The following is a 23457-nucleotide window of genomic DNA, read 5'->3' on the forward strand; positions in this document are numbered from 1 at the left end:
AGACGGACGGGGCTCTAGCTGGACGGGCGCGCTGAAGCCTTGAACCGGCGTCGTGAGTTGGCCAGGTGGCTGCGCATCGCGGCTGCCGCGGCAGCTTCGTCACCGTCGGCGATCGCCTCCAGGATTGACCGGTGTTCCTGGACCACCTGATCAAAGTGGTCGCGGGCATAATGTTCGACGCCGGTCAGCAGGCGGGTGCGCGGCATGGCAATCATGGTTTGACCCAGGGCCGCCAGGCAATCGGAGTAATAGGGGTTGCCGGATGCTGCAGCCACGGCCCGGTGGAACTCGAAATCCGACTTCATGGCATGGGCGGGGTGGCCGGCGCTTTCGGTGAAGGAATCCAGCGCCGTGCTGACTGCCCGCAGCTGCCGGTCGGTGCGGTTCCGGGCGGCCAGAGCCGCGGCTTCCGTTTCCACCCCCATGCGGAATGCCAGAAGGTGCAGCCGGTCCTCGGTGGTGGCCACCGGACGGACGCCAGGCACTGCCAATTGCCCGTCTGCGGGGGGAGTGAGGGCGAAGCTGCCGCGGCCACGCTCGGTCTCGACCAGTCCCTCCGCCTGCAGCCGGGTGAGCGCGGCCCTGACCACGGTCCGGCTGACGCCGAAGTCACTGATGAGCGTGTTCTCGCTGGGCAGCTTCTCGCCCGGCTGGATCACGCCGTCGACGATGCGGTTGCGAAGGTCAGCGGCGAGGTCTGCGGTGAGGTTCCGGCTCATGGCTCAAGGGTACGGCTTCAGGGGTGCGCGCCGAACTCCACGCTTTCCGTGGTCCAGGCGCGTGCCTCGTCGCTCAGGGTGACGCCCAGGCCGGGGCGGTCCGGGACGATCATCCGGCCGTCTTTGGTTTCCAGCCGCTCGTTGAACAGCGGGTCCAGCCAGTCGAAGTGCTCCACCCACGGCTCGCGCGGATATGCGGCGGCGAGGTGGAGGTGGATTTCCATGGCGAAGTGCGGGGCCAGGCCCAGTCCGCGTTCGTCTGCGAGGGCGGCGAGGCGGAGGAACTGGGTGATGCCGCCGACGCGCGGGGCGTCGGGCTGGATGATGTCGCAGCCGTTCGCGGCGATGAGGCCCTTGTGCTCGGACACGGAGGCGAGCATTTCACCGGTGGCGATGGGGGTGTCCAGGACCTGTGCCAGATGGGCGTGGCCCTCGAAGTCGTAGGCATCCAGCGGCTCTTCGATCCAGACGAGGTCGAACTCCTCCAGGCGGCGGCCCATGCGCAGGGCGGTGGCGCGGTCCCACTGCTGGTTGGCGTCCACCATGAGCGGAACGTCCCAGCCGATGTGCTCGCGGATGCCGGCCACGCGGCGCAGGTCCTCCTTGCTGTCCGGCAGGCCCACCTTGATCTTGATGCCGCCAATGCCTTCCTCGATCGATTGGGTGGCGCGTATCTTTACTTCCTCCAACGTGGCGTTCAGGAAGCCGCCGGAGGTGTTGTAGGTCCGCACGGAGTCGCGGTAGGAGCCAAGGAACTTGGCGAGGGGAAGGCCGGCGCGCTTGGCTTTGAGGTCGTACAAAGCGATGTCGACGGCGGCGAGGGCCTGGGTGGCGACGCCCGACCTGCCAACCGAAGCTCCCGCCCACAGGAGCTTGGTGTAGATCCTGCCAATGTCATTGGGGTCCTCGCCGATGAGGCCTTCGGCGACTTCCCTGGCATGGGCGTACTGGGCGGGCCCTCCGGCACGTTTGGAGTAGCTGAAGCCGATCCCCGAGTGGCCCAGCTCGGTGGTGATCTCGGCGAACAGGAACACTACCTCGGTCATGGGCTTCTGCCGGCCCGTGAACACCTTGGCATCGCTGATGGGGACGGCGAGGGGAAGGCGGGCGGTGGACAACTTGACGTGCCGGATCAGGTCGACGGTGCTCATGAATGCTCCTAGGGGCGGGACGGGGCTCCTTCGCCCACAACCTTAGGATATAAGTAGGTTACTTGTATTACAAGTAGCATTTAGCCGCGCAGAGCACCCAGCCCGGAGACCAGGGCCTCAAGTCCCAGCCGGAAGGCGGCGTCTGCCTGGCGCCCGCGCTCCTGGCCGCCTGATCCAGCCTTGCCGCCCGGTGCATCGTGTGCCGGCCAGGAGCTCCGAACGGCCGCGGTGAAATGCGGAGTCGAATCGGCCATGGACCCGGACTCGAAAATGTCCTCCGGGGCCGTGACATCGTAAGCAGAGCCGAAGATAAAGGACTCCAGTGCCACGATGGCGGGCACGATCCGCTCCTGGGGAAATCCGGCGTCGGAAAATCCCTTGCTGACCGTTTCGTACATGGCAAGGGTTTGCGGGGCGTCCGTCACCGGCAGGATCGCGATGACGGGAATGAGCGGGGTGTGTTCGGCGAAGACGTCCCGGTAGCTCCAGGCCCAGGTGCGGACGGCGTCTTCCCAGTTGCCACCGCCGAAACCCGAGACGTCCACCAGGGACATCAGGTGATCCTCCACCAGGAGCAGCACGTCCTGTTTTGATGCCACGTGGTTGTAAAGGGCGGAGGGTGCCACGTCGAGAACTTTGGCCAGGGCGGCCATGGTCAGTCCGTCGTAGCCTTTGCGGCTGATGAGTTCCAGCGCCGCTGCGGTGATCCCTGCCTTGTCCAGCACTGCCGCGGATGGCCGGCCTGCCCGCCTCCGCTGCGCACTGCCCTGGCTGGTGGAGCGCCCCTGTGCGGCTGATACTGCCGGCATTGCTGCCCTTTCGTCGATGGTCCCCTGCATTATTCCATCCAGCCCTTCCGCTCCCGCGAGCCGCAGGCTATAGTTCTAATAAATGAATGGCATTCATTTAGTGGTTCCCGTCACCAGGGGCCCAGAGAGGACATCATGCTGAACCTGAACCGCGACGTCGTGGTCGTTGGAGCCGGTCCGTCCGGACTCACCGCCGCCCGTGAACTGAAAAAAGCCGGCCTCAGCGTCGCCGTGCTCGAGGCCCGCGACCGCGTGGGCGGCCGCACCTGGACCGACACTGTGGACGGCGCCATGCTCGAGATCGGCGGCCAGTGGGTTTCCCCGGACCAGACCGCCCTCCTGGAACTGCTCCAGGAGCTGAACCTGGAAACCTACCCGCGCTACCGCCAGGGGGAATCCATCTATATCGGCGCGGACGGCGCACCGGTGCGCTACACCGGCGACACCTTCCCGGTGGACCCGGACACCGCCGTCGAAATGGACCGACTGGTGGCGCTGCTGGACGGCCTGGCCGCGGACATCGGACCAGCCGAGCCCTGGGCGCATCCCAAAGCACGCGAACTGGACACCATCTCCTTCCATCACTGGCTGCGGCAGAACTCGGCCAATGAGGAAGCCTGCAGGAACATCGGCCTGTTCATCGCCGGCGGCATGCTCACCAAGCCTGCGCACTCCTTCTCCGCCCTGCAGGCCGTCCTGATGGCCGCCTCCGCGGGCTCGTTCACCCACCTCACGGACGAGGATTTCATCCTGGACCGGCGCGTGGTGGGTGGAATGCAGCAGGTCTCGCTGCTGCAGGCACGGGAGCTGGGGGAGAACGTGGTCCTTGGCTCCCCGGTGCGCACCATCCACTGGGAGCCGGATGCCGACGGCGGCCACCGCGTCACGGTCGAATCCGACCGGGCCACAGTGAACGCCCGCTTCGTGATCATGGCGGTGCCGCCAAACCTCTACTCCCGTGTCTCCTTCAATCCGCCGCTGCCGCGCCGGCAGCACCAGATGCACCAGCACCAGTCCCTGGGCCTGGTCATCAAGGTGCACGCTGTCTACAGCACCCCGTTCTGGCGGGACAAGGGACTCTCCGGCACCTGCTTCGGTGCCGATGCCCTGGTCCAGGAGGTGTACGACAACACGAATTACGGTGATCCGCGGGGCACTTTGGTTGGCTTCGTGTCCGATGAAAAAGCCGACGCCATGTTCGAGCTCAGTGCGGAGGGCCGCAGGAAGGCCATCCTGGAGTCGATCGCCGGCTACCTGGGCGACGAAGCCCTGGCTCCGGAGGTCTACTACGAGTCCGACTGGGGCTCCGAGGAATGGACTCGCGGCGCCTATGCCGCCAGCTATGACCTGGGCGGGCTTCACCGCTACGGCAAGGACCAGCTGGCCCCCGTGGGTCCCATCTACTGGTCCTCCTCCGACCTTGCCGCTGAGGGATACCAGCATGTGGACGGCGCTATCCGCATGGGGCGTATCACCGCGGCGCGCATTGCCGAAGTAGCCAAGGTTCCGGTGTCATCCGGCTGGTAAATAAGCATGCTTACTAATAGGCTGGCGGCGGGGAGCGTCCCCGACTTTTCGACGAACGAGGTGAGGCATGACTGACGCCCAGAGCATCAGCAAGGTTACTGAGATCATCAACGATTCCAAGATCGGAATGGTCACCACCATCAACGAACAAGGCGCCCTCGTCAGCCGGCCGCTGGCCGTCCAGGAGGTTAAGGACGACGGCGACATGTGGTTCTTCACGGGCCTTGGCACCTCGCAGGTTGCGCACGTCCGGACGGACCCGCGCGTCAACGTCGCCTTTGGCAAGAACACCGAATGGGTTTCCGTAGCCGGGACCGCAGAGGTGGTCACGGACCGGGCCAAGATCCACGAATACTGGAACCAGGCGGTTGAAGCATGGTTCCCGGACGGACCGGACACCCCTGAGGTGTGCCTGCTGCGCGTCGATTCGGACTCCGCCGAGTACTGGACCAGCCCGGGCGGCACGGCCGCAACGGTGCTGCAGTGGGTCAAGGCAAAAGTCACCAACAGCGGGATGAGCGTTGGCGAAAGCGGCACTGTGGAGCTGTAGCGCAGGCCAGCGGCAAGGGGCGGGACGGCTAAGGCTGGTCCGCCCCTTTCAATGCTCGCAGGACTGCCGGCAGCAGCACGTCGTTGCGTCCCCAAACGGGATCCAGGATTTCCACGTACCAGGAGTCCGCGAGGAGGAGGGCCAGGGCATCGTTGGTCTCCCTGGCCCAATCCTGGATCTGTTCCTCCTCCACAGGGTTTTCGCTGGAGCCGAGCACCGTGGTGATCTCGGTTCCGGCCAGGGTCACCGGGATGGCAGCGCTGCTTGCCTCCCCCGGAGCATGGGCCACGGTCACCAGTTCGGTGCGGGTGGATAGCGCCAGCAAGCCGCGCGCGGTTGCGGCGCTGCAGAAGCCGGTAACGTACTGCCGTTGGGCCGCTTCACCGGCAAGGATGCCCGGTTGGGACTCCTTGGTGAACAGCCCGTGGCGGTTCAGCCCGGCCAGGCCGGCGGCAATGGGTTTTGTTTCATCATCGGAGGCCGGAGCAAAGTGTCCGGGCTGGTACGAGCTTCCGCCCTCCAGCCACCGGGCCGTCAGCTCGCCGGCACCCTCCAGCGTGGTGGCTTGCCGCCAGACTCCCCGGTCTTCCAGCAGCCGGCCATACTCGTCATGGACAGGCAGTTCCTCAGGCTTCATCCTGGGATGCTATCGCCGGGCCTCACGACCGATCCAACTCCGGCGACACAGCAGTTAACCTCAATGGGCCTGCTCCGCCGGCAGCGCCGGCGGAATTCCCGCCGCCCGTTCCGCGGCTGTGAGCGACGCGGCCAGGCTTCCGACGGCGTCCGGGTAGCCTTTGTGCGTGGCCGTCCGCAGCTGGTCTGCGGTCCGCATCGCCTTGATCAGTGCGGATGTCTCGGGCAGCCGCACGTCGGTCAGCGCCGGGTAGTCGATGCTGCAGCCAGGATCCAGCTCGTAGCGCCGCCACCGCAGCATGAGCTCATCATGTTGTACCAGGGCGGCCTGGTGGGCTGAAAGCTGCCGCCGGTGTTCACGCCGGGCCGCGCGCCACGCCAGGAACCTGGGGCTGCCCCGGTAGGCGGCAACGCCGGACGCGGCTGCCGCCCCGGCCAGCACCAGTCCCGCCCAGGGCGATACCAGCGCGGGAATCAAAAGGGCGGGAAGGGCCACGCAGGAACCAAGGAAGAGGTCCCAGAACACCTGGTCCGAAGCCTCCGGCGCGCCGCCAGCGGGGGCCAGGGACCGCCGTCGTACAACGAAAACGGTGGCGGCCACGCTGGCAACCAGCACGGGACCGCACAGCAGGACCGCCCATGCACCCTGAAGCAGCCCCTGGGTCAAGGACTCCACCACGACTGACATCCCGCACCTCCAGCGCCCGTCAATCCCATTCAAGACCCGGCCCCGGCCGGAACGCCCGGGCTGGTCCTTCCATTGGACCGTCTTCCGGGCACACCGTCAATGGCTGCAAAAAGGGGATGGAAGCACTGCAAACGGCGTGGGAGCGGGCGGTACCGTGGGACCATGCGACTCAAAATGTGCAGCATCCACGTCCAGGATCCCGCCGCAGCCCACGCCTTCTACACCGGCACGCTCGGCTTTGACACCCTCATGGCCATGCCGGAGTACAACCTGTACATCATCAAGGATCCAGGGGCGGACGACAGTTCCGTGGGGCTGCTCCTGGAACCCACCGACAACCCGATCGGCGCCAGCTACATGAACGCGGTGCGCGAGGCCGGACTTCCCGCCATCGTCTTTGGGGTGCCCAATGTCCAAGCGGAGTACGACCGCCTGACGGCTGCGGGAGTCAGTTTCAAGACGCCGCCCACCACGGACCCGTTCGGGACCAGCGCCGTGTTCGACGACGGCTGCGGCAACTACGTCCAGATCCACCAGGACTGACGGGCCCGGGCAGTTACGCCTGTGCGCGGTCCTTCTTGGCCTGCTTCTTCGCGGCCTCGTCCTTAACCCGCTGCGCTTCGGCGCGGACGGCCGCGTGCGTGGCGCGTTCGGTGACCAGCCACTGCGGCGGAGCCTGCAGCAGCGCGGTGATTTCCGCCGACGTCAGCGCTTCCTCCACGCCGCCGCGTGCAAGGCCGCTGATGGAAACGTTCAGCTTCTGTGCCACCACGGGGCGGGGATGCGGCCCGTTGCGGCGGAGCTCGGCAAGCCATTCCGGCGGGTTGGCCTGCAGTTCGGCAAACTCCTCGCGGGTAATGGTTGAATCCTGGAACTCCTGCGGGGTGGCCGGCAGGTAGATGCCAAGTTTCTTGGCAACGGTGGCCGGCTTCATGGACTGGGAGTTTGCAGAGGTCATGCTTCAAGGGTATCCGGGCGGCGGGTACTGTGAAGACGTGCCCGCCGACAATACCCCCACACCTGACGCCCACGCCGCCCCTGATGAGGCGGCTCCGCGGGTGCTCCGCATCGCGTACGTGGCAGGGGTGACGCCTGGCAAGTGGATCCGCCGCTGGGAAGAGCGGATGCCGCATATTCCCCTTGAGGCATTTATGGTCGACGACGACGCGCAGCTTGAGGCGCTGCGGGACGGCAAGGCGGACATGGGCTTCGTCCGCCTTCCCATTGAGCGGGAGGGCCTCAGCGTCATTCCGCTGTACGAGGAGCAGCCAGTGGTGGTTGCCCCGAAGGGCCACGAGATTTCGGTGTTCGAGGAAGTGGCGCTTGCCGACCTCGCACAGGAATCCTTCCTCGATGCTGCTGCCCTGGGCGGACCCGAGGCGGCGCTCCAGGTGGTGGCCTCCGGCGCCGGCCTACTGATTCTCCCCATGTCAGTGGCACGCCACTTTAACATCAAAGACACCGTGGCACGCAGGCTCACGGGTGCGGAGGGAACCGAAATTGCCCTGGCCTGGCCCACAGAGGCCACGGATGACGTGCTTGAGGAATTCATCGGCGTTGTGCGTGGCCGCACCGCCCAGAGCTCACGCCAGCCCTCGGCCCAGCCGCAGAAGGTGAAGAAGGAACCCAAACCGGACCGCCGCGGAACCGGCACCAAGAAAGCCCCCAAGGTGGCCCAGCGCTATGCTCCCAACCCGGACAAGGGCCGCGGCAAGGGGTCGCGGAAAAAGGGCAAGCGCTAGCCCGCGGCTCTAAGGGTGGGCGGCTATCAGGGCCGGGCAGCAACAAAGCCGGTCCCGCACCATGCGGAGCCGGCTTTGCCGTTGTCCTTGGTTACCTACCCGGGTTAGGTGTTTTGGACGTTGTCTTTGGCGTCGGTGGCGCGGTCTTTGACGTCGGTGGCGGCTGTTTGGCCTTCGGTTTTGACGTTTTGGGCGGCGTCGGTGGCGGTGGCTTTGACGTTTTCCATGGCTTCCTGGGCGGGTTCCTTGAGGTCCTGGGCCATGGTTTTGGCGGCGTCGGTGACCTGGGTTGCCAGGGGCTGGGCTGCGGTTTTGAGTTGGTCCGCGGCTTCGCGTTCCTTTTGGCTTGCCGGGATCAGCGAGGAAACGAGCATGCCGGCGCCGAACGCGATGAGCCCGGCGGCCAGGGGGTTGCCGGCGGTTTTGGCTTTGACCTGGTCCGGTGCGTTGGAGACGGCCTGGCCGGCGTCGGAGAGTTTGGCTGAGACGGTGTCTGATGCCTGGTGGAGGCTGTCCCCGGCGGAGTGCATGGCGTTGGTGGTGTGTCCGGCGCCGGTGTTGGTGGTGTGGTGGACCTTGGTGGTGGCGGTGTCTGCTGCTCCCATGATTTTCTCCTTCACCCCGGTCACGGCGTCGCGGACTTTGTCGGTTTGGCGGTGGACGATGTTGGACGGGGTGACTTTGTCGGCCACGGCGTCGACGTTGGTGCCCAGGCGGGCCCGGGTGGCTTCTATGTCTGCGCGGATGACGTCAGGGTTTTCGCTCATCGGTTTACCTCACCTGGTTTTAGGGTTGGGGGAATTTCTGAGAGGGTTTCCCCGGTTTGGGGCAGGCCCTTGATCTGCTTGAGTTCCTTGCGGCCAATGGAGGCCAGGACGGCGGCGATGATGGCCCAGATGACGGCGACGATCAGCGCGGACCAGCCCAGGGGCATGATGGCGCCCAGGGCCCACATCAGGGCCAGCGAGAGGAAGAGCAGGACGAAGTGTCCGCCGATCCCGGCGCCGGCGAGCATGCCGGCGCCTTTGCCTGCGCGGGAGGTGGATTGTTTGAGTTCGGCCTTGGCCAGTTCCACTTCCTGGCGCATCAGGGTGGACAGGTCCCGGGTCACGTCCCCGAGCAGGTCACCCAGCGACGCGTTGTCCGCTTTCACATGCGCCGCACTGGGCGGCGGCTCGGGAATCTGGCTACTCATCACAGACCACCCGTCTGGCCGCGGCGGCCGGTGCCTTCGCTGCCGAACGGCTCGTCGTCGTTGTAGACGCCGTTTTCGGCCCGGTAGGGGTCGTCATCAAACCGAAGGGGTGTCTCCTCGGCGGTACCCGAAGGCAGGGTGCTGGTAGATACCGGGGCGCCGCTGGCTACGGTCGGCTCAGCGAAGAGGTCATCCGTTCCGGCGGCGTACACGGTCTCCTGGCGGAGGGGCGCTACGGGCGGTGACTGCGCGGCGCGGTGCTGGCCCAAGCCCTGCTGGCCTGAACCCTGCACTTGCCCCTGCGTTTCGGGTGCGCCTGCGGTGAGGCCGCGGGTAAGGCGGCCGGCCAGGACGCCGGCGCCGGCGGCCAGGAGCAGGAACGTTCCGGGACGGTTGCGGGCGAACCGCTGGACCTCGTCCAGGAGGTCACCCGGTTCCCGGTTTTCCAGCCAGGTGGCCATCGAGGAAGTGCGTTCGGCTGCCTGGCGAACGAGGTCACCGGCCATGCCCTGCTGGTCTGGAGCGCTGGCCATGCTGTGCAGCTGGCTGGAGATGTTGCGAATGCCCTCCGCGGCCTTCTGCTGCTGGGTGCCGGCCTGGCTGGTAAGGCCCGACTTCGCCTGGTGCAGCAGATCCTGCGCATTGGCCTTCGCCTCATGCGCCACGTTCGCAGCCTCGCTCTTGGCGGTCTGGGCTACCCCTTGGGCGGCAGATGCGGCCTCGCCTGCAACGTTGGACGCTTCCTCCTTGGCTGCCTGGGTCTTGGAGGTGTCACCCGGGGTGGTGGGGTAGGCGGCCTGCTGGGGAGCTGCCTCGGTTGCACCATACGGATCGGCGACGGCCGGATCGGTAGAGGTGTGCGGGGTCTGGGGCCATTGGTTCTCTGTCATCTTCGCTCTCTTTCAGAAAGGGTTAGCTGGCGATCAAGAACCAGCAATGCTGGCGACTTAGTAAGCAAGGTTACTATTTAGATACTAAGCACACTTCCCATTTGGATTGCAAGGGGTAGTGCTTCGCTTTTGGAGTGCGGAGGGGTCGGGCGCACGGGCCGGCGGCCGGGTGGATAGTAAGCCTACTTGCAAGTATGTTGCTAAGCATGCTTATTGTAGGGGTGTAGCGACGCAGGGTGACCAGCACTTCGCCACCTACAGGAAGGCCGCGGCCGATGACCAGCAATCTCGATCCGGACGCCCGGAGCAGCTACCGCCTGATCACCTTGGCGGCCCGGCTGATCCAGCGGCGCCAGGACGATGCACTGGCCCCCCTTGGCCTCACCCGTGCAGCCGTTATCGCATTGGAAGGCCTGATGGGGGGCCCACTAAACCAGGAACAGCTTGCCGAGGCGATCAGGGTCCAAAGCCAGACTCTGGGCCGGGTCCTGACCCGGCTTGAAGGCACAGGACATATCTCCAGGACCCGCCACGCCTCGGACCGCCGGCAGCTGAAAGTGGAGCTGACGGCCGCCGGAATTGCCGCCGTGGAGGCAGCACGGCAGGCGGAAGTCAATGCCTATCCTGACGATCCGGACATCGGATGGAAGGAACTCCGCGAGGAACTCACCAAGTTTGTCCGTGCCGTGCCGCCCAGCCGGGACACCGGAGTAGTCCCGTTTGCCCCGCCGGAGCACCGGGGTGGGCACGGCCACAAACCGCAGGCCGGGCGGGCAGCCGGCCTGCGGGGCTGGGACCAGCCACGCCAGAATTGACCAGGCAGCAGTGCCTACGACGGCGGGACTTCGGGTCCCGAGGGCCAGCGCAGCAGTGCCGCCACGTCAATGCCCTGCGGCAGCACCGGCCCCGGGACCAGGAGAACCCGGGCGTCAGTCAATGCGGCAGCCCGCAGCAGGGCTGCAGGGGCCGGCACTTCTCCCAGGACTCCTGCAGCCAAAGCTTCCTCTTTGGTGGTGGCGACCCAAGGTTCCGTATCCAGGGCAAGCAGGGTTCGTTCGGACAAGGCGTCATCATCAAGAATGAGGACGTCTACCTGTGCCTGCTGCAGTGCGTGCACCACGGCCTCGACGCCCTGTGCAGATTCTGGATTGTCCTGGCCCTCCTGGACCGCCAGCCTGTCCATCACCGCCTGCTGTTCCCCGGCCCATAGCCTGGCAACGCGCTCGTTGACCTCGTCCGCCAGGTTCGCGCTGTCCGCGCCGGCGGTATGGGTGTGCGAATCCACCTCGGACACAAGTGACCTGCTGGCCTCGGCGAGGTTGTCCTTGACCAGCCCGCGGGCACGGATATCACCGGCGAGAACGATCAGCCGGGCACCGCTGGAGCTGGCCACCCTGTCTATTTCACCTGCCACTTCGTCGGCGTTGCGGCGCCAGACGTCCTCGGTGTGGTGCTGGAACCGCAGCTCCGACCAGCCTCCGCCGTGGAACTTATGCACATGCTCGGACTCACCTTCCACTTCCTGCACGCTGCTGGGAGCGCCTGTCCCGGCACGGTACAACCGGATTTCACCATGTTCCCGGCTTACTTCAGCCACCACATACGCCAGCTCTTCCGGCCGGTGCTTAACCAGTGGCAGCAGGTCCGGGATGGGCTCCACGGCCAGCCGTTCCGGGAATACGAGGTTGCCGGGGAGCACCTCATTTGCTGCGATATTCCCGCCCTGGACCAGGACGAACCTGGACACAGGGGAGGGGATCCCGGCCGCCGGCTGGAGGGCTTGTTCCATCGCGTCCACGTCTATGGACGTTGCCCCCTGTACTTCGAGCTGCGCGCGCGTATTCCCGGGCCTGACGTCACCGGCCTCAATGGTGTCCACGGTTCCGGTCCCCGCATCCACGTAAGCCGTGCACCACGGGCCGGGAATGCGATACAGGTCGGCGTATTTCTGCAGGCTGGTTGTCACTTTTCCTCTTCCTCCTCCGTGGTGGGCGGGGCTGAGGTGGTGTTGCCGCGTTCCGCCATGACGGTCTCCTTCGCGCGTGATCCAGTATCACGGGCTTACTGGTTCGTCACTTCACCGTAGCGGCGGGGAAGCGTGCGCTGTAGGGCCTTCCGGCCCCTTGCCGGTCAGGCCTTGCAGGCATCTTTCAGGGCCTTGACGGAGTCGGCCGGCACTTGGTCCCCGGCCTCCGCAATCTGGCCCAACGGCGTCGTAATTTCAGGGGGGACCCCTGCCGTTCGTGCGGCGGAGACCAAGCCGGCCAACGCCTGGCGGTCCTCCGCGCTGACCAGGCCGTCCTGCACCACTGCGCAGATTTGCCGGTTGACTTCCTGCGCTGCGGCCGAGGCAGCCTTGGAGGCTGCTTCGCTGGCCGCGTTGCCCGCAGCCTCCCCCACCGCGCCGCATCCCGTCAGCAGCAGGGCGGCGGCAAGGGCGGTGGCGGGGACGACGGCGGGGCGAAGAGTCATGCCCCCAGCGTACCGGCGGCTTCCTGACGGCGGGCCGGGACGCCCATGATGCTGTCCAGCAGCCCATTCCTGAATTTGCCCTCGGGATCATGCGCGGCCGCGAAGGAACGGAATTCGGCGAAGCGCGGGTACAGCTTCTCCCAGTCATGGCCGTCCGGAGTGAACAGCTTGCCCCAGTGCGGCCGGGCGCCGAAGGGCCGCAGGGCGTCCTCCAGGACCGGCAGGAAGGCTTCCACCTCAGGCTGCAGCGGCTTCCAGGTGAAGTGCAGCGCCACGCTTTGCTGGCGGTAGAACGGGCTGAGCCAGAATTCATCGGCGGCGCCGGTCCGGATTTCCGAGACGAACAGCAGCGGGGCAAGATTTTCGGCCAGCCCGCGGACTGCCTGGAGGGCCGCGGGGGCGTGCTCCAAAGGAAGGATGAACTCGCTCTGCAGTTCGTCCCCGTTGCTTGGAGTGAACTCGTGGCGGAAGTGCGGCAGCCGGTCCAGCCACAGCCCGGGCTGATCCATCTGCGCGGTGCAGTTCTCCGCGGACATGTCCGGCAGGGGATGCCGGGGGTTCAGGGCGGCGGTTGCCCCGAACAGGCTGGGAAGCGGCTGCTCGTCCTCAAGTGCCTTGAGCCAGACCTGGTTGATCATGTCGCCGGCGTAGTCCGTAAACAGGCTCACGCTGTAGGCACTGGATACGATGGTGGTGAAATCGGCCAGGGCGTTGTCCCAGGGCAGGTCCTCGAGGACCCGCTGGCGCATCCTGAAGCTGGGCCGCACCGCCAGTTCCAGGCCGGTGACGATGCCCAGCGCCCCTATGCCCACCACACTTGCCAGGAACTCGTCGCCGTCTTCCCGGCTGAGCCTGACCTGCTCTCCGGAGGCCCGGACCAGGTCGATGGATTCAACGGCACCGGCAAGGGAAGGATTGTGTACTCCGGAGCCATGTGTTCCGGTCTGCACCGCACCAGCCACCGAGATGTGCGGCAGCGAGGCCAGGTTGTGGATGGCTACGCCGGACTCCTCAAGGGTCCGGCACAGTGCCCCATAGCTCACGCCGCCGCTGACCCGCACCGTTCCATGGCCTGCATCCAGCTCCACGTGCTGCGGCAGCGCATCAAGGAGGACATGCACGCCGTCCGTGTCCCCCACCCGGTTGAACGAGTGCCGGGAACCCAGGGCCTTAACCCGCGGGGAATCGGCCACAATGGCCGCCAGCTCCGCTACGGACTCCGGCCGCCTGACGTCGGCGGAGGAGTATTCGAGGTTTCCTGCCCAGTTCTTCATCGAGTGGCTTTCGCTTGGTGTTGGTTTCCTCCCACTGTCAGCGCTAACAATCCCGGCTGTCAAGGCGCTTCCGCTGCGTGGGCAGACCCTTTGGCGGAGGTGCAGGGAGAGCCTGCAGCCGGGTTGGCCTGCTCAGCAGGGAGCTTCCCCGCCTGCGGCTGGTGTCGTGCGCGGCGGCGGGACCCGCCGGCTCCCGGTGGCTTCAAAGGCCGCAGCCAGCCGAAGCAGGTCCGTGTCGCTGTAGGCCTTGCCGGCGATGGTCATGCCCACCGGCATCGCGATGTCCGCGGCGATACCCATGGGAACCGTGACCGTGGGAATGCCAAGGTGCCGGGGAACCAGGTTCCCGTTGGCCACCCATACGCCGTTGCGCCACGCGGGATCCGCTGAGGCTGGGTTGGTGTCCGCGTCCGAAGGGGCCACGTCGGCCGCGGCCGGGAACACTACGGCATCCAGGCCCAGCCGGTCCATCCAGTCCTCGAGGTCCACCCGGCGGGTTTCCTCCAGCCCTGCCAGGCCTTCCGGCAGGTGTGGAATGTTGGTCAGGGCGGGCACGCCGTGCTCACGGATCCAGCCTGGATAGTCGCTGATGTCGTCGTCGAATCCGTCGTAGCGGTCCGGCAGCGCGCCGTCGGGGGCGGGGAAGATGGCGGAACCGTCGACGGCGGCAAGGCGGTTCAACCGCGGATCCCCGTTGGCGTCCAGGAAGTCATTCCACGCCCACGCGGACAGGTCCATGATTTCCCGCCGGAGATACTCGGGGGACACCAGGCCGCGGGTGGCGATGGTGGGCACGCCGGGCCGGTCGCCTTCGTAGTTGGAGACCACGGGGAAGTCCACCTCCACTACCTCGGCGCCTGCGGCTTCCAGGTCGCGGCGGGCCGCGTTCCAGAGCTCCAGGACGGACGCGCGGGTCCGAATGCGTTGCCCTGTGGGGCCGCCGATGCCGGGTGCCTCGGCGGTGCCGGCTTCCGGATCCGCGTTGATGTACATCCGGGGTATACCCAGCCGTTTGCCTGCGAGCACGCCTGCCGCCGCGGTTGCGTCCGGAACGGTCAGATCAACGTACGACGGCGGGCGGACAGCAGATGCCTTGGGCACCGCGATCCAGGGCTGGACGCGCCAGAAATCACCGCGCGGCTCGGCGTCGTCCGCCACCACCACGTCCAGGACCTCCAGCAGATCCGCCATGGTGCGGGTGTGCGGTACCACCACATCCATGGTGGGAACCAGGGGCCAGTTGCCGCGCACCGAGATGACACCGCGGGAGGGCGTATAGGCGCAGAGGGCATTGTTCGACGCCGGCGCCCGGCCTGAGGACCAGGTTTCCTCTGCCAGCCCGAAGGCTGCGAAGCTGGCCGCTGTTGCAGTGCCGGAGCCGTTGGATGAACCGGAAGCGAAGGCCGCGGTGAGGAACTCCGTGTTGTAGGGACTCTCCGCGCGGCCGTATACCCCGCGCTGCATACCTCCATTGGCCATGGGCGGCATGTTGGTCAACCCAATCAGGACTGCCCCGCCGGCCCGGAGCCGTTCAATGGTGAAGGCATCCCGCTGCGCCACGAGGTCCTTGAATGCCGGCGAGCCGGCAGCCACGGTCAGGCCCTGCACCTGGTAGCTGTCCTTGGCGGTGTACGGGATGCCGTCCAGTGGGCCGAGTGTTTGGCCGCCAGCCCGGCGCTCATCTGACGCGCGGGCTTCGGTTATGGCGTCCGGGTTCATCACCACGAGCGCGTTCAGGCATATTCCTGATGAGTCATACTTCTCGATGCGCTCCAGGTAGAGGCGGACCAGTTCCTCGCTCGTGACATCGCCCGCCTCAAGGGCTGCCCGGAGTTCCCTGATGCTGGCCTCCACCACATCGAACGTCTCCCCAGTGGCCGGCTTGGGGGTGGGCTGCGCCAGCTTCACGCTGCATCTCCTTCCCGCTGGGCGGGCTGCTGCTGCGTAATGCAATGGATGCCGCCGCCGAAGGCGAAGATATCCCGGGCATCCACCAGCTCTACCGTGCGTCCGGGGTAGGCGCGTGCCAGGATGCCGGCCGCGATGGTGTCGTTGGGATCGTCGAAGCCGCAGAGCACCACCACGTCGTTGGCCACGTAGTGGTTGATGTAGGACCAGTCCACCCAGCCCTCATCGTCCTTGAGGGTTGTGGGTGCAGGAACGTCGATGATGCGCAGCGGGCGGCCTTGGGCATCCAGTTGTCCGCCCAGGACTGCCTTTAGTTGCAGGTAGACCGCGTGGTCCGGGTGGGCGGGGTCGTCCTGCCGGTGCAGCAGGATGGTGCCGGGGCCGGCAAAGGCGGCCACGATGTCCACGTGGCCGCGGGTGCCGAACTCGTCGTAGTCCCGGGTAAGGCCGCGCGGAAGCCAGATGGCCTTGGTGGTGCCCAGTGCTGCGTGGACCTCCGCCTCGACTGATTCCTTGGTTGCACCCGGGTTGCGCCGGGGATCCAACTGGACTGTTTCAGTGAGCAGCACGGTCCCTTCGCCGTCCACATGGAAGCCGCCGCCCTCATTCACCAGTGCAGATGTCCGGACGGGTACATCGATGCCGGCCGCCACGCCCCTGGCCACGTTCTGGTCTTTGGTCCAGGCAGCCCACTCCTGGGCGCCCCAGCCGTTGAAGATCCAGTCAACGGCTGCCAGTGAACCATCCGGCCGGTGCACGAAGGTGGGGCCGCTGTCCCGCAGCCAGGCATCGTCCAGTGGAACCTGCACCACGTCGATATCCGCTCCAAGCCATTCCCTTGCGGCCGTGGCATCCCGGGGGTCTGCCACCACGGTGACGGGCTCGTACCTTGCGATGGTCCGGGCCACCTTGGTCCAGGCCGCCCGGGCCCGGTCCAGGGTGGCGCTTCCCACGGGCCCGAAGGTTTCATTGGGCGGTGGGAAGGCCATCCAGGTCCGTTGGTGGGCCTCCCATTCTGCGGACATGTGGGTTGTGGTGCCGATGGAAGCGTGGCCAGGGGCGGCGCTGCCCCTGACTTCGGTCGAATAAATGAATGCCATTCATTTATTATGGAGACCCTGCAGGCGGTGCGCAAGAGTATGTCGCGTCAGTCCTGGCGTGCCCGGTCCACGGCGGCCAGGATGGCGCGAGCCAGTTCTGCCGGCTTGGTGAATTGCGGCCAGTGTCCGGTGGGCAGGTCGACGAACTCAATGTCATTGATCCTGGCCAGCTCCGCGACGAACGGGTGCCCGGCCGCTATCCATTCCCGGAGCATGGCGGAAGGGAATTCGCACGTGACCACGGTGGCGGGTACGTCATAGCGCCGCTCATTGTGAAGGTGCTGCTTGCCATAGGCCACACCACGGGGTTCCGGGACGGCACGGGCCAGGAAGGCCTTGCGAAGCCGGTCGTCGAGGTCCACCAGATCGGCGTCGTCGAAACTTTCCCACGGCGGCAGCGGCACGTCGTCCCCCTGGGCGGGCAGTTCGTCATTGATGACGCCGCCTTCACCGACCGGTCCGCTGTCCACATAGATGGCCCGCTCCACCTTGTCCGGCCGCGCATCCACCACGCCATGGATGATGGCACCGCCACCGGAATGCCCCACCAGGACCACCTTGCCGGGCAGGCCGTCCAGGACCTCCACCACTGCGTCGATGTGGTCCTGCAGGGTTATGCCTGCCCGGCTGGCGTCCACGGACTCCTTCCCCGGAAGGGTAAGGGGGTGGGGGCGGTGCCCCGCTGCTTCCAGGACAGGTGTCACCTCCTCCCAGGATGAGGCGTCCAACCAGAAACCGGGAACCAGGATGATGTCCATGACGGAACCCTACTCCCCGGGAGCTGTGCGCTCCTTCCCAGTTACTGTCAGGGGTACCACGTGGCTGCAGCAGTAAGGCCGCGCCAACCGGGGCGGAGCCTCGATCGGGAGGTGCTTGCCCGCTGGGTAACTGGGCGGGAACGCGCGCCTTCCAGATCACCGGCCCCGCTTGCGCCGCTTCCCGGCGGCCCCCTCCTGCTTTTCGGAGGCCTCGCGCTCCGCCCAGCGTTGCGACTTTCCGGCTGATACCACTTTTTGGTGCCACTCGCGGTGGTAGGCGCGCTCGGCGGCGATGTCGGAGCGGCGTGCCAGCGCCGCCAGCTCGCGCTGCATCTTCCGGTAGGAGTTCCAACGGCGCTCCGGGAGGACACCGCTGTCAATCGCCTCCCGGACCGCGCAGCCCGGCTCACTCCCGTGGGCGCAGTCCGCGAACCGGCAGCTGGCCGCCAGTTCCTCCACATCGCCGAACATCCCGCCCAGTCCTTCCCCGGCGTCGAACAGCCCAAATCCCCGCACCCCGGGCGTATCCATCAGGACGGTCCCGTTGGACAGCGGCACCAGCTCACGGGCCGTGGTGGTGTGCTTGCCCTTGAAATCCCCAGACCGCACCTCCCCGGTTTGCTGGACCTCCCGGCCAACCAGGGCGTTGATGAGCGTGGACTTGCCGGCGCCGGAGGGCCCCAGGAGCACAATGGTGCCCCCCGGCGGGATGCGGGACATCAATTCGTCGATCCCGTCACCGTTTTCGGCCGATGTGGTGACCACATCCACGCCTGCCGCCTGCAGGATGACCTTGCCGACGACGTCGTCCGCCACCTGCGCCAGGTCCGCCTTGGTGACAATTACCAGCGGGGTGGCGCCGGAATCCCAGGCGGCAACCAGGGTGCGTTCGAGCCTGTTGTGCGTGAGGGGCCGGTCCACGGGCACCACCACGCCCACGGTGTCCATGTTCGCGGCCAGGACCTGCGCGGCCGATGAGTCCTCGAACGCACGCTTGCGGCTGAGTTCGGAGCGGCGGGGAAGGACGGCCAGGATCTGGCGCTCGCCGGCCCGGTTGGGGCCGACCCAGACCCAGTCGCCGGTGACCGGCACCTCCCCGGACAGCGGGTAGGGCAGGTGAAGCAGCCCGTCGGAGACGGCAATGAGCAGCAGTGTGCGGTCCACGCGGACCACCCGGCCCGGATCGGTGGCACCGGGACAGGGGTGCTGATCGAAGTGGCGGCCGACGGCGGGCGTGTAGCCGTAAGCGGAAGGGCCCGGCGGTGGTTGATTGGTGGATGCGGTGTTGCGTTGGGTGTTGCTTGAAGAGGTGTGCACTGTGGATTCCTTGCGGGGATCCCCGGTGCAGCAGCGCCCTGTGGCGGACAGTTGCCGTCAGGAACGCCGGGTGCAGGCGGGGGAGATGGTTGATGTGGTGGGTGCGGGGCGCTCAAGGCGCGCGGCAACTGCAGTCATCAAAACCACCTCCATTCCCTCGAAGGGTTTCCGTTCTCCTGCCGGGGACGGCAGGGCGGAACCGGGACCCACTTTAGCGGCCACCGCCGTCGTGCACTAGGGGGCAGGCACAAAAGGGTGGGGCCCCCGAAGGAAAACCGCACCCACTTGGCCGGCGGCCTTACCGCCGGAGTTCCAGCGCCCGCTTCTGGCGTCCGGTAATGGAGGAGACGTAGCCGCAGTTGGTGCAGGTGATCCGGTATTTCCGGGCCACAGTGAGCACCGGGATGAAGAAGAGCGTGAACTTGGTGGCCTGCTCCTCAAGGAGGTGGTGGATGAAGGCGCCGCAGTGCGGGCACGTTGCCGCCCGTCCCGGCAGTGCCTTATGTACAGTCCTAAACCCGAAGAGAAGGAGCATGGCGGCCTTTCGTGGTCCTGAGGTACCCACACTAGGCGAGTTTGAAAGGTTCCCATCAGGGGTAGGAGAGCTCCTGCACCGTCTGGGTGAAATGCAATACTTGCGGGAGCAGCTTTCGCCGCGTTGGGGGGACTTCTGGCACATGGCTCTGGACACGGCAACCCTGCGCATCGCTTTTGGCCTGATGGCCCTGGTGCTGGTGGTTCTGTTCTACTTTTCCGCTTACCGGGTGACGCGCTCGCCGTACAGTGCCTGGTGGTGCGGCGCCCTGCTGTTTTTCCTGTCCGGATCCGGCTGTTTCCTCCTGGACGGCACGCCCCACCAAGTGTGGGCCAACCCGGTGGGAAACACCCTGCTGGTTCACGGCGGGGTTGCGGTGTGGGCGGGCGCGCGCTCGCTGCGGACGGTGCGGCCGCCCACGTGGGCCTTCACCGGTATCCCCTTGGTCACACTGGTGGCCTCCCTGCTTGACCATCCGGCCACCAATACCTGGTCCGGCGGTTACGTGTTCCTCGCTGCGATGAGCTTGACCATTGGGTTGGCGTCGCGTGAGCTCTGGCGCCTTGAACCAGGCTATTCGCGGGTGCGGATCCCCATGGCCGTGGCTGCCGGAGGGCTTTCCGTCTTCTATTTCTTCCGCTGGCTGGCGTTCCTGGTGGACGGCCAGGACGGCCCCGTCTTCGTTACCGTCTTTGGTTCGGCCCTCACCACGCTGGTGACCATGGTGTTGCTGGTGGTGGTTTCCTTCAGCATGGCGGCGTTGAGCAGCGAACAGCAGACGCGCGCCCTGCGCGTGGTGGCCACCCGGGACGACCTCACCGGGCTGTTGAACCGCAAGGCCTTCATGGACCTCGCCGCGGAGCAGTTGGCCGACCGGACCATCACGGGCGGCTCCGGGGCCCTGATCCTGGCCGACCTTGACCACTTCAAAGCGGTCAACGACACCCACGGCCATGCAGCGGGCGACCTGGCATTGCAGGCCTTCGCCGACGCCTGTGCTGCCACCGTGCGCTCCACCGACCTGACCGGAAGGTATGGCGGGGAAGAGTTCGTCGTCCTGGTGCCGGGGGCAAGCGCCACACGTGCGGAGACCATCGCGGAGGAAATCAGCAGGCGCATGGCGGGTGCGAAGACGCCTGACGGGATGGAGATGCCCACCGCGAGTTATGGGATTTCCACGTACGACGGCGGGACCTCCAGCGTGGACGATCTCATTGCCTCGGCGGATGCCGCCCTCTACAGGGCCAAATCCCTGGGCAGGAACCGCGCCGCCCGCAGCGACGAGCTGCACTAGCTCCGCTGCGGTCAGCGGCGCGGTTCCCTACTGCCGCCTACTTGGACTGGAGCGCGTCCGCCTGCTCGGCCAGGACCGTCAGTTCCACGCTCTCAGGCCGCTCAACAGTGCTCTGGATGGCCACTGCCGTGCCCTTGTGCGCGGACTCAAGGACGGATTCCATGACCTCCAGCGCATGGTAGGCAAGGGCGCCGCCTGCCCGGGGTTCCTTGCCCTGGGGGGTGGCGGCCAGGTCCGCGATGCCGAACCCGCGGCCGGAATCAACATACCCGGCGGAGGAGGGCAGGGTTTCCCAGTCCTCCGCCCCCAGGGAAAACAGCTGGACGTCACCGTCGAAGTGGTTGGGGTCCGGCACTACCAGGGATCCGCGCTCGCCATGGATCTCGATGTTGGGGGATTTGGACTTCACGGCGTCGAAGCTCATGAGCAGCGTGGACAGTGCGCCTGAGGCGTGGACCAGGACGCCGGTGACGTGGGAATCGATGTTCACGGGTACCTTTTCACCCTGCCGCGGCCCGGAGCCAATGGTCCGCTCATTCCGGGTGTGGCTGGCGGCTCCGATCACCGACACCACGGGACCCAGCAGCGTCACGAGTGCCGTGACGTAGTAGGGGCCCATGTCCAGGAGTGGTCCCCCGCCGGGCTGGTAGTAGAAGTCCGGGTTGGGGTGCCAACGTTCGTGGCCCGGGGTCACCATGGTTGCGGACGCCGAGATGGGAGCGCCGATCAGCCCGTCATCGATTGCTTTGCGTGCGGTCTGGATTCCGGTGCCCAGCACGGTGTCAGGAGCACAGCCGACGACGACGCCCGCCTCCCGCGCTGCGTCCAGCACCTGGCGTGCCTCGGCGGTTGTGGCGGCCAGGGGCTTTTCGCCGTAAACGCTCTTTCCGGCAGCGATCGCCTTCAGGGCGACGTTCGCGTGCGCGGCAGGGATGGTCAGGTTCAGGACCAGGTCCACGTCATCTGCGGCGAGCAGTTCGTCCACTGATAGGGCACGGACGCCGTCGTAATCGTTCGCAACGGCCTGTGCACGCGCGGGATCCAGGTCCGCCACGGCCACCAGCTGGACCTGGTCCAGGCGCCGGAAGTTGGCGAGGTACTGGGCGATGATGGCTCCGCAGCCAATGATTCCGACTTTCAACGGCTTGCCCACAGCAGGCCCCTTTCGATGATGGTGCGAACGTTTCGGTCCTGGAGGATTTCCACGCGGTGCCCGGGGGTGGCCACGAAGATCCGGCCCTTGCCCCACTGGCGGGTCCAGATTGCAGGGGACGTCACTTCGCGGTTCCAGGGATCCCACTCGCGGACTTTTTGGGTGGTGGTGGCCAGGACGTCCACGTAGTCGTCCGAGAGGACCCAGTACTGCTCGGTGACCAGGTCAAAGTCCTTGATGCCCTTGGTAATGGGGTGCTCGGCGGCCGCCGGCAGCATGTTGACCGTGTAGGGCACGTAGTTGTCCGACTGCTCGCCGACGCGTTCGTCCGGGTGCTTGCCGGGGTGGCAGGCGAACTGGCCGCCGATCAGGTGCAGGTAGTCGGAGGTGTTCCGGTAGGAATCGGCGATCCCGCCGTGCCAGCCGGCCAGGCCGGTGCCGTTCTCCACGGCGGCCCGCAGTCCGGCGAACTCGTCCTTTTCGATGGTGCTCATGGTCATGCACTGCATGATCAGGTCCACGCCTGCCATGTATGCGGCGTCGGCGTAGACCTTGGGGGATTCCTCCACCCGCACGTCATAGCCGTGGTCCTTGAGGTAGGGGATGAAGAGCTCGGTGGCCTCGTAGGGTTGGTGGCCGTCCCAGCCCCCGCGGACGACCAGCGCATTCTTGGTTTCTGTCATTGAAGTTTCCTTTGTTTGGCTGCCGGCTGTTGCCGGCAGCGTGGGGTCAGCGGCTGGCGAAGGCGGCGTCGAAGGCGGCGGCCGGCGGGGCGATGCGGGCCAGTTCCTGGACCATGGCCAGGGCCTGCGGGGCGCCGACCAGGCGGTCCATCCCGGCGTCCTCCCACTCGATGCTGGTGGGGCCTTCGTAGCCGATGGCGTTCAGGGTCCGGAAGATCCGGTTCCACTGCACGTCCCCGTGTCCTGCGGTGACGAAGTCCCAGCCCCGGCGGGGATCCGCCCACGCAAGGTGCGAGCCCAGGCGGCCGTTGCGGCCATCCAGCTGGCGGACGGATTCCTTGACGTGGACGTGGAAGATCTTGTCCGCGAAGTCCTGCAGGAACATCACCGGGTCCAGGTCCTGCCAGATGAAGTGGGAGGGGTCGAAGTTCAGGCCGAAATTCTTCCTGTGGCCGATCGCCTCAAGGGTCCGTTTGGCCGTCCAGTAGTCGTAGGCGATTTCGGACGGGTGGACTTCCAGGGCGAAGCGGACATCCACCTCATCGAAGACGTCAAGGATGGGGTTCCACCGGTCCGCAAAGTCCTGGTACCCGGCGTCGATCATTTCCCGGGACGCCGGCGGGAACATTGCCACCGCTTTCCAAATGGCGGAGCCGGTGAACCCGGTGACGGTTTTCACGCCCAGGCGCGCCGCGGCCCGCGCGGTGTCCTTCATGGAATCCGCCGCCCGGCGGCGTACGCCTTCAGGCTCACCGTCGCCCCAGACTTCAGCCGACAGGATGCCCTGGTGGCGCTCATCGATGGGGTCATCGCACACGGCCTGGCCAGTGAGGTGGTTCGCGATGGCGAAGACCCTGAGGTTGTTCTTCTCCAGGATGTCCAGCCTGCCCTGGAGGTAGTTGTCGTCCTCCGCCGCACGGCGCGGGTCCAGGTGGTCGCCCCAGCAGGCAATCTCCAGGCCGTCAAAGCCCCACTCGCCGGCGAGCCGTGCCACTTCCTCAAAGGGCAGGTCGGCCCACTGACCGGTGAACAGGGTGATTGGTCGTGTCATGTGTG

Annotated in this window: 26 protein-coding genes; 6 read left to right on the forward strand and 20 right to left on the reverse strand. The window is 66.5% G+C overall.

Translation table 11 applies throughout. From position 1 onward, the window contains the following. Positions 1-14: 14 nt before the first annotated feature. From ACTAQI_RS16820 to ACTAQI_RS16830, 3 genes are all read right to left on the reverse strand, one after another. Complete coding sequence (locus ACTAQI_RS16820; protein WP_457947373.1) at positions 15-719, reverse strand: FadR/GntR family transcriptional regulator; 705 nt, start codon at positions 717-719, stop codon at positions 15-17. Positions 720-736: 17 nt separating this feature from the next. Continuing rightward, a complete protein-coding gene (locus ACTAQI_RS16825; protein ID WP_457947375.1) occupies positions 737-1870 on the reverse strand; it encodes an L-talarate/galactarate dehydratase in 1134 nt (377 codons plus the stop codon). A gap of 80 nt (positions 1871-1950) precedes the next feature. Then, positions 1951-2679 (reverse strand): TetR/AcrR family transcriptional regulator, encoded by a 729-nt coding sequence (locus ACTAQI_RS16830; protein WP_457947377.1) that lies wholly within the window; start codon positions 2677-2679, stop codon positions 1951-1953. 135 nt (positions 2680-2814) lie between these two features. Here ACTAQI_RS16830 and ACTAQI_RS16835 point away from each other — a divergent pair, with 135 nt between their 5' ends. Both ACTAQI_RS16835 and ACTAQI_RS16840 read left to right on the forward strand, forming a co-directional pair. Then, positions 2815-4206 carry a flavin monoamine oxidase family protein gene (locus ACTAQI_RS16835; RefSeq protein ID WP_457947378.1) on the forward strand — a complete coding sequence of 464 codons (1392 nt, stop codon included), beginning with the start codon at positions 2815-2817 and terminating at the stop codon, positions 4204-4206. Positions 4207-4273: 67 nt separating this feature from the next. After that, positions 4274-4756 carry a pyridoxamine 5'-phosphate oxidase family protein gene (locus ACTAQI_RS16840; RefSeq protein ID WP_457947379.1) on the forward strand — a complete coding sequence of 161 codons (483 nt, stop codon included), beginning with the start codon at positions 4274-4276 and terminating at the stop codon, positions 4754-4756. Between the two features lie 28 nt (positions 4757-4784). Here ACTAQI_RS16840 and ACTAQI_RS16845 read toward each other — a convergent pair whose 3' ends face one another. Together ACTAQI_RS16845 and ACTAQI_RS16850 are read right to left on the reverse strand one after the other, a co-directional pair. Beyond that, entirely contained in the window at positions 4785-5393 is a 609-nt protein-coding gene (locus ACTAQI_RS16845; protein WP_457947381.1) for a DUF6919 domain-containing protein, read from the reverse strand. 60 nt (positions 5394-5453) lie between these two features. Continuing rightward, positions 5454-6080, reverse strand: a complete 627-nt coding sequence (locus tag ACTAQI_RS16850; RefSeq protein ID WP_457947382.1) for a hypothetical protein — start codon at positions 6078-6080, stop codon at positions 5454-5456. Between the two features lie 162 nt (positions 6081-6242). On the opposite strand from ACTAQI_RS16850, the gene ACTAQI_RS16855 reads away from it, so the two are divergent. Next, positions 6243-6623 (forward strand): VOC family protein, encoded by a 381-nt coding sequence (locus tag ACTAQI_RS16855; protein WP_457947383.1) that lies wholly within the window; start codon positions 6243-6245, stop codon positions 6621-6623. A 13-nt stretch (positions 6624-6636) separates the two neighbouring features. Here the strand turns inward: ACTAQI_RS16855 and ACTAQI_RS16860 are convergent, their stop codons facing one another. Beyond that, positions 6637-7038 carry a DUF5997 family protein gene (locus ACTAQI_RS16860; RefSeq protein ID WP_457947385.1) on the reverse strand — a complete coding sequence of 134 codons (402 nt, stop codon included), beginning with the start codon at positions 7036-7038 and terminating at the stop codon, positions 6637-6639. On the opposite strand from ACTAQI_RS16860, the gene ACTAQI_RS16865 reads away from it, so the two are divergent. Further along, entirely contained in the window at positions 7001-7822 is an 822-nt protein-coding gene (locus tag ACTAQI_RS16865; RefSeq protein ID WP_457947387.1) for a LysR family substrate-binding domain-containing protein, read from the forward strand. The genes ACTAQI_RS16860 and ACTAQI_RS16865 overlap by 38 nt on opposite strands. Before the next feature lie 104 nt (positions 7823-7926). Here the strand turns inward: ACTAQI_RS16865 and ACTAQI_RS16870 are convergent, their stop codons facing one another. The 3 genes from ACTAQI_RS16870 to ACTAQI_RS16880 are packed head-to-tail and all read right to left on the reverse strand — an operon-like array spanning position 7927 to position 9907. Continuing rightward, complete coding sequence (locus ACTAQI_RS16870) at positions 7927-8589, reverse strand: DUF3618 domain-containing protein (protein ID WP_457947388.1); 663 nt, start codon at positions 8587-8589, stop codon at positions 7927-7929. Beyond that, a complete protein-coding gene (locus tag ACTAQI_RS16875; RefSeq protein ID WP_255173863.1) occupies positions 8586-9017 on the reverse strand; it encodes a phage holin family protein in 432 nt (143 codons plus the stop codon). Before ACTAQI_RS16875 ends, ACTAQI_RS16870 begins: the two co-directional genes overlap by 4 nt. After that, on the reverse strand, positions 9017-9907 hold the full coding sequence (locus tag ACTAQI_RS16880) for a hypothetical protein (protein WP_457947389.1): 891 nt from the start codon (positions 9905-9907) through the stop codon (positions 9017-9019). The genes ACTAQI_RS16875 and ACTAQI_RS16880 overlap by 1 nt, the downstream gene beginning before the upstream one ends. A gap of 275 nt (positions 9908-10182) precedes the next feature. On the opposite strand from ACTAQI_RS16880, the gene ACTAQI_RS16885 reads away from it, so the two are divergent. Continuing rightward, complete coding sequence (locus tag ACTAQI_RS16885; RefSeq protein ID WP_457947390.1) at positions 10183-10722, forward strand: MarR family winged helix-turn-helix transcriptional regulator; 540 nt, start codon at positions 10183-10185, stop codon at positions 10720-10722. A 14-nt stretch (positions 10723-10736) separates the two neighbouring features. On the opposite strand, the gene ACTAQI_RS16890 is transcribed toward ACTAQI_RS16885, so the two are convergent. From ACTAQI_RS16890 to ACTAQI_RS16925, 8 genes are all read right to left on the reverse strand, one after another. Next, a complete protein-coding gene (locus tag ACTAQI_RS16890) occupies positions 10737-11873 on the reverse strand; it encodes a baeRF2 domain-containing protein (protein ID WP_457947391.1) in 1137 nt (378 codons plus the stop codon). Between the two features lie 164 nt (positions 11874-12037). Beyond that, the gene (locus ACTAQI_RS16895) at positions 12038-12379 is read right to left on the reverse strand and encodes a hypothetical protein (protein WP_457947392.1); all 342 of its coding nucleotides are present in this window, start codon (positions 12377-12379) and stop codon (positions 12038-12040) included. Continuing rightward, a complete protein-coding gene (locus ACTAQI_RS16900; protein ID WP_457947393.1) occupies positions 12376-13653 on the reverse strand; it encodes a D-arabinono-1,4-lactone oxidase in 1278 nt (425 codons plus the stop codon). Before ACTAQI_RS16900 ends, ACTAQI_RS16895 begins: the two co-directional genes overlap by 4 nt. A 132-nt stretch (positions 13654-13785) precedes the next feature. Continuing rightward, entirely contained in the window at positions 13786-15561 is a 1776-nt protein-coding gene (locus tag ACTAQI_RS16905) for an amidase (RefSeq protein WP_457947394.1), read from the reverse strand. Beyond that, positions 15558-16661, reverse strand: a complete 1104-nt coding sequence (locus ACTAQI_RS16910) for an agmatine deiminase family protein (protein ID WP_457947395.1) — start codon at positions 16659-16661, stop codon at positions 15558-15560. Before ACTAQI_RS16910 ends, ACTAQI_RS16905 begins: the two co-directional genes overlap by 4 nt. Positions 16662-16708: 47 nt before the next feature. Next, the gene (locus tag ACTAQI_RS16915) at positions 16709-17419 is read right to left on the reverse strand and encodes an alpha/beta fold hydrolase (RefSeq protein ID WP_457947396.1); all 711 of its coding nucleotides are present in this window, start codon (positions 17417-17419) and stop codon (positions 16709-16711) included. A gap of 156 nt (positions 17420-17575) precedes the next feature. Then, entirely contained in the window at positions 17576-18736 is a 1161-nt protein-coding gene (gene rsgA / locus ACTAQI_RS16920) for a ribosome small subunit-dependent GTPase A (protein ID WP_457947398.1), read from the reverse strand. A gap of 298 nt (positions 18737-19034) precedes the next feature. Continuing rightward, positions 19035-19301, reverse strand: a complete 267-nt coding sequence (locus ACTAQI_RS16925) for a zinc-ribbon domain-containing protein (protein ID WP_457947399.1) — start codon at positions 19299-19301, stop codon at positions 19035-19037. A 112-nt stretch (positions 19302-19413) separates the two neighbouring features. Between ACTAQI_RS16925 and ACTAQI_RS16930 the strand changes: the two genes are divergently transcribed. Further along, positions 19414-20565: a diguanylate cyclase gene (locus ACTAQI_RS16930; RefSeq protein ID WP_457947400.1), complete on the forward strand. Its 1152-nt coding sequence runs from the start codon at positions 19414-19416 to the stop codon at positions 20563-20565. Between the two features lie 37 nt (positions 20566-20602). Here ACTAQI_RS16930 and ACTAQI_RS16935 read toward each other — a convergent pair whose 3' ends face one another. The 3 genes from ACTAQI_RS16935 to ACTAQI_RS16945 are packed head-to-tail and all read right to left on the reverse strand — an operon-like array spanning position 20603 to position 23452. After that, complete coding sequence (locus ACTAQI_RS16935; RefSeq protein ID WP_457947401.1) at positions 20603-21718, reverse strand: Gfo/Idh/MocA family protein; 1116 nt, start codon at positions 21716-21718, stop codon at positions 20603-20605. Continuing rightward, the gene (locus ACTAQI_RS16940; protein WP_457947402.1) at positions 21703-22401 is read right to left on the reverse strand and encodes a ThuA domain-containing protein; all 699 of its coding nucleotides are present in this window, start codon (positions 22399-22401) and stop codon (positions 21703-21705) included. The genes ACTAQI_RS16935 and ACTAQI_RS16940 overlap by 16 nt, the downstream gene beginning before the upstream one ends. Positions 22402-22447: 46 nt before the next feature. Next, complete coding sequence (locus ACTAQI_RS16945) at positions 22448-23452, reverse strand: sugar phosphate isomerase/epimerase family protein (protein ID WP_457947403.1); 1005 nt, start codon at positions 23450-23452, stop codon at positions 22448-22450. Positions 23453-23457 lie beyond the last annotated feature (5 nt).

Source organism: Pseudarthrobacter sp. alpha12b, assembly GCF_054130495.1.

What these genes read in the sequence shown, in the direction of transcription:
- ACTAQI_RS16915 (WP_457947396.1), bottom strand. Translation starts at nt 17,419, where the DNA reads ATGGACATCATCCTGGTTCCCGGTTTCTGGTTGGACGCCTCATCCTGG.
- ACTAQI_RS16910 (WP_457947395.1), bottom strand. Translation starts at nt 16,661, where the DNA reads ATGGCATTCATTTATTCGACCGAAGTCAGGGGCAGCGCCGCCCCTGGC.
- ACTAQI_RS16840 (WP_457947379.1), top strand. Translation starts at nt 4,274, where the DNA reads ATGACTGACGCCCAGAGCATCAGCAAGGTTACTGAGATCATCAACGAT.
- ACTAQI_RS16845 (WP_457947381.1), bottom strand. Translation starts at nt 5,393, where the DNA reads ATGAAGCCTGAGGAACTGCCTGTCCATGACGAGTATGGCCGGCTGCTG.
- ACTAQI_RS16930 (WP_457947400.1), top strand. Translation starts at nt 19,414, where the DNA reads ATGGCTCTGGACACGGCAACCCTGCGCATCGCTTTTGGCCTGATGGCC.
- ACTAQI_RS16830 (WP_457947377.1), bottom strand. Translation starts at nt 2,679, where the DNA reads ATGCCGGCAGTATCAGCCGCACAGGGGCGCTCCACCAGCCAGGGCAGT.
- ACTAQI_RS16850 (WP_457947382.1), bottom strand. Translation starts at nt 6,080, where the DNA reads ATGTCAGTCGTGGTGGAGTCCTTGACCCAGGGGCTGCTTCAGGGTGCA.
- ACTAQI_RS16860 (WP_457947385.1), bottom strand. Translation starts at nt 7,038, where the DNA reads ATGACCTCTGCAAACTCCCAGTCCATGAAGCCGGCCACCGTTGCCAAG.
- ACTAQI_RS16835 (WP_457947378.1), top strand. Translation starts at nt 2,815, where the DNA reads ATGCTGAACCTGAACCGCGACGTCGTGGTCGTTGGAGCCGGTCCGTCC.
- ACTAQI_RS16855 (WP_457947383.1), top strand. Translation starts at nt 6,243, where the DNA reads ATGCGACTCAAAATGTGCAGCATCCACGTCCAGGATCCCGCCGCAGCC.
- ACTAQI_RS16870 (WP_457947388.1), bottom strand. Translation starts at nt 8,589, where the DNA reads ATGAGCGAAAACCCTGACGTCATCCGCGCAGACATAGAAGCCACCCGG.
- ACTAQI_RS16820 (WP_457947373.1), bottom strand. Translation starts at nt 719, where the DNA reads ATGAGCCGGAACCTCACCGCAGACCTCGCCGCTGACCTTCGCAACCGC.
- ACTAQI_RS16940 (WP_457947402.1), bottom strand. Translation starts at nt 22,401, where the DNA reads ATGACAGAAACCAAGAATGCGCTGGTCGTCCGCGGGGGCTGGGACGGC.
- ACTAQI_RS16880 (WP_457947389.1), bottom strand. Translation starts at nt 9,907, where the DNA reads ATGACAGAGAACCAATGGCCCCAGACCCCGCACACCTCTACCGATCCG.
- ACTAQI_RS16825 (WP_457947375.1), bottom strand. Translation starts at nt 1,870, where the DNA reads ATGAGCACCGTCGACCTGATCCGGCACGTCAAGTTGTCCACCGCCCGC.
- ACTAQI_RS16900 (WP_457947393.1), bottom strand. Translation starts at nt 13,653, where the DNA reads ATGAAGAACTGGGCAGGAAACCTCGAATACTCCTCCGCCGACGTCAGG.
- ACTAQI_RS16945 (WP_457947403.1), bottom strand. Translation starts at nt 23,452, where the DNA reads ATGACACGACCAATCACCCTGTTCACCGGTCAGTGGGCCGACCTGCCC.
- ACTAQI_RS16885 (WP_457947390.1), top strand. Translation starts at nt 10,183, where the DNA reads ATGACCAGCAATCTCGATCCGGACGCCCGGAGCAGCTACCGCCTGATC.
- ACTAQI_RS16895 (WP_457947392.1), bottom strand. Translation starts at nt 12,379, where the DNA reads ATGACTCTTCGCCCCGCCGTCGTCCCCGCCACCGCCCTTGCCGCCGCC.
- ACTAQI_RS16875 (WP_255173863.1), bottom strand. Translation starts at nt 9,017, where the DNA reads ATGAGTAGCCAGATTCCCGAGCCGCCGCCCAGTGCGGCGCATGTGAAA.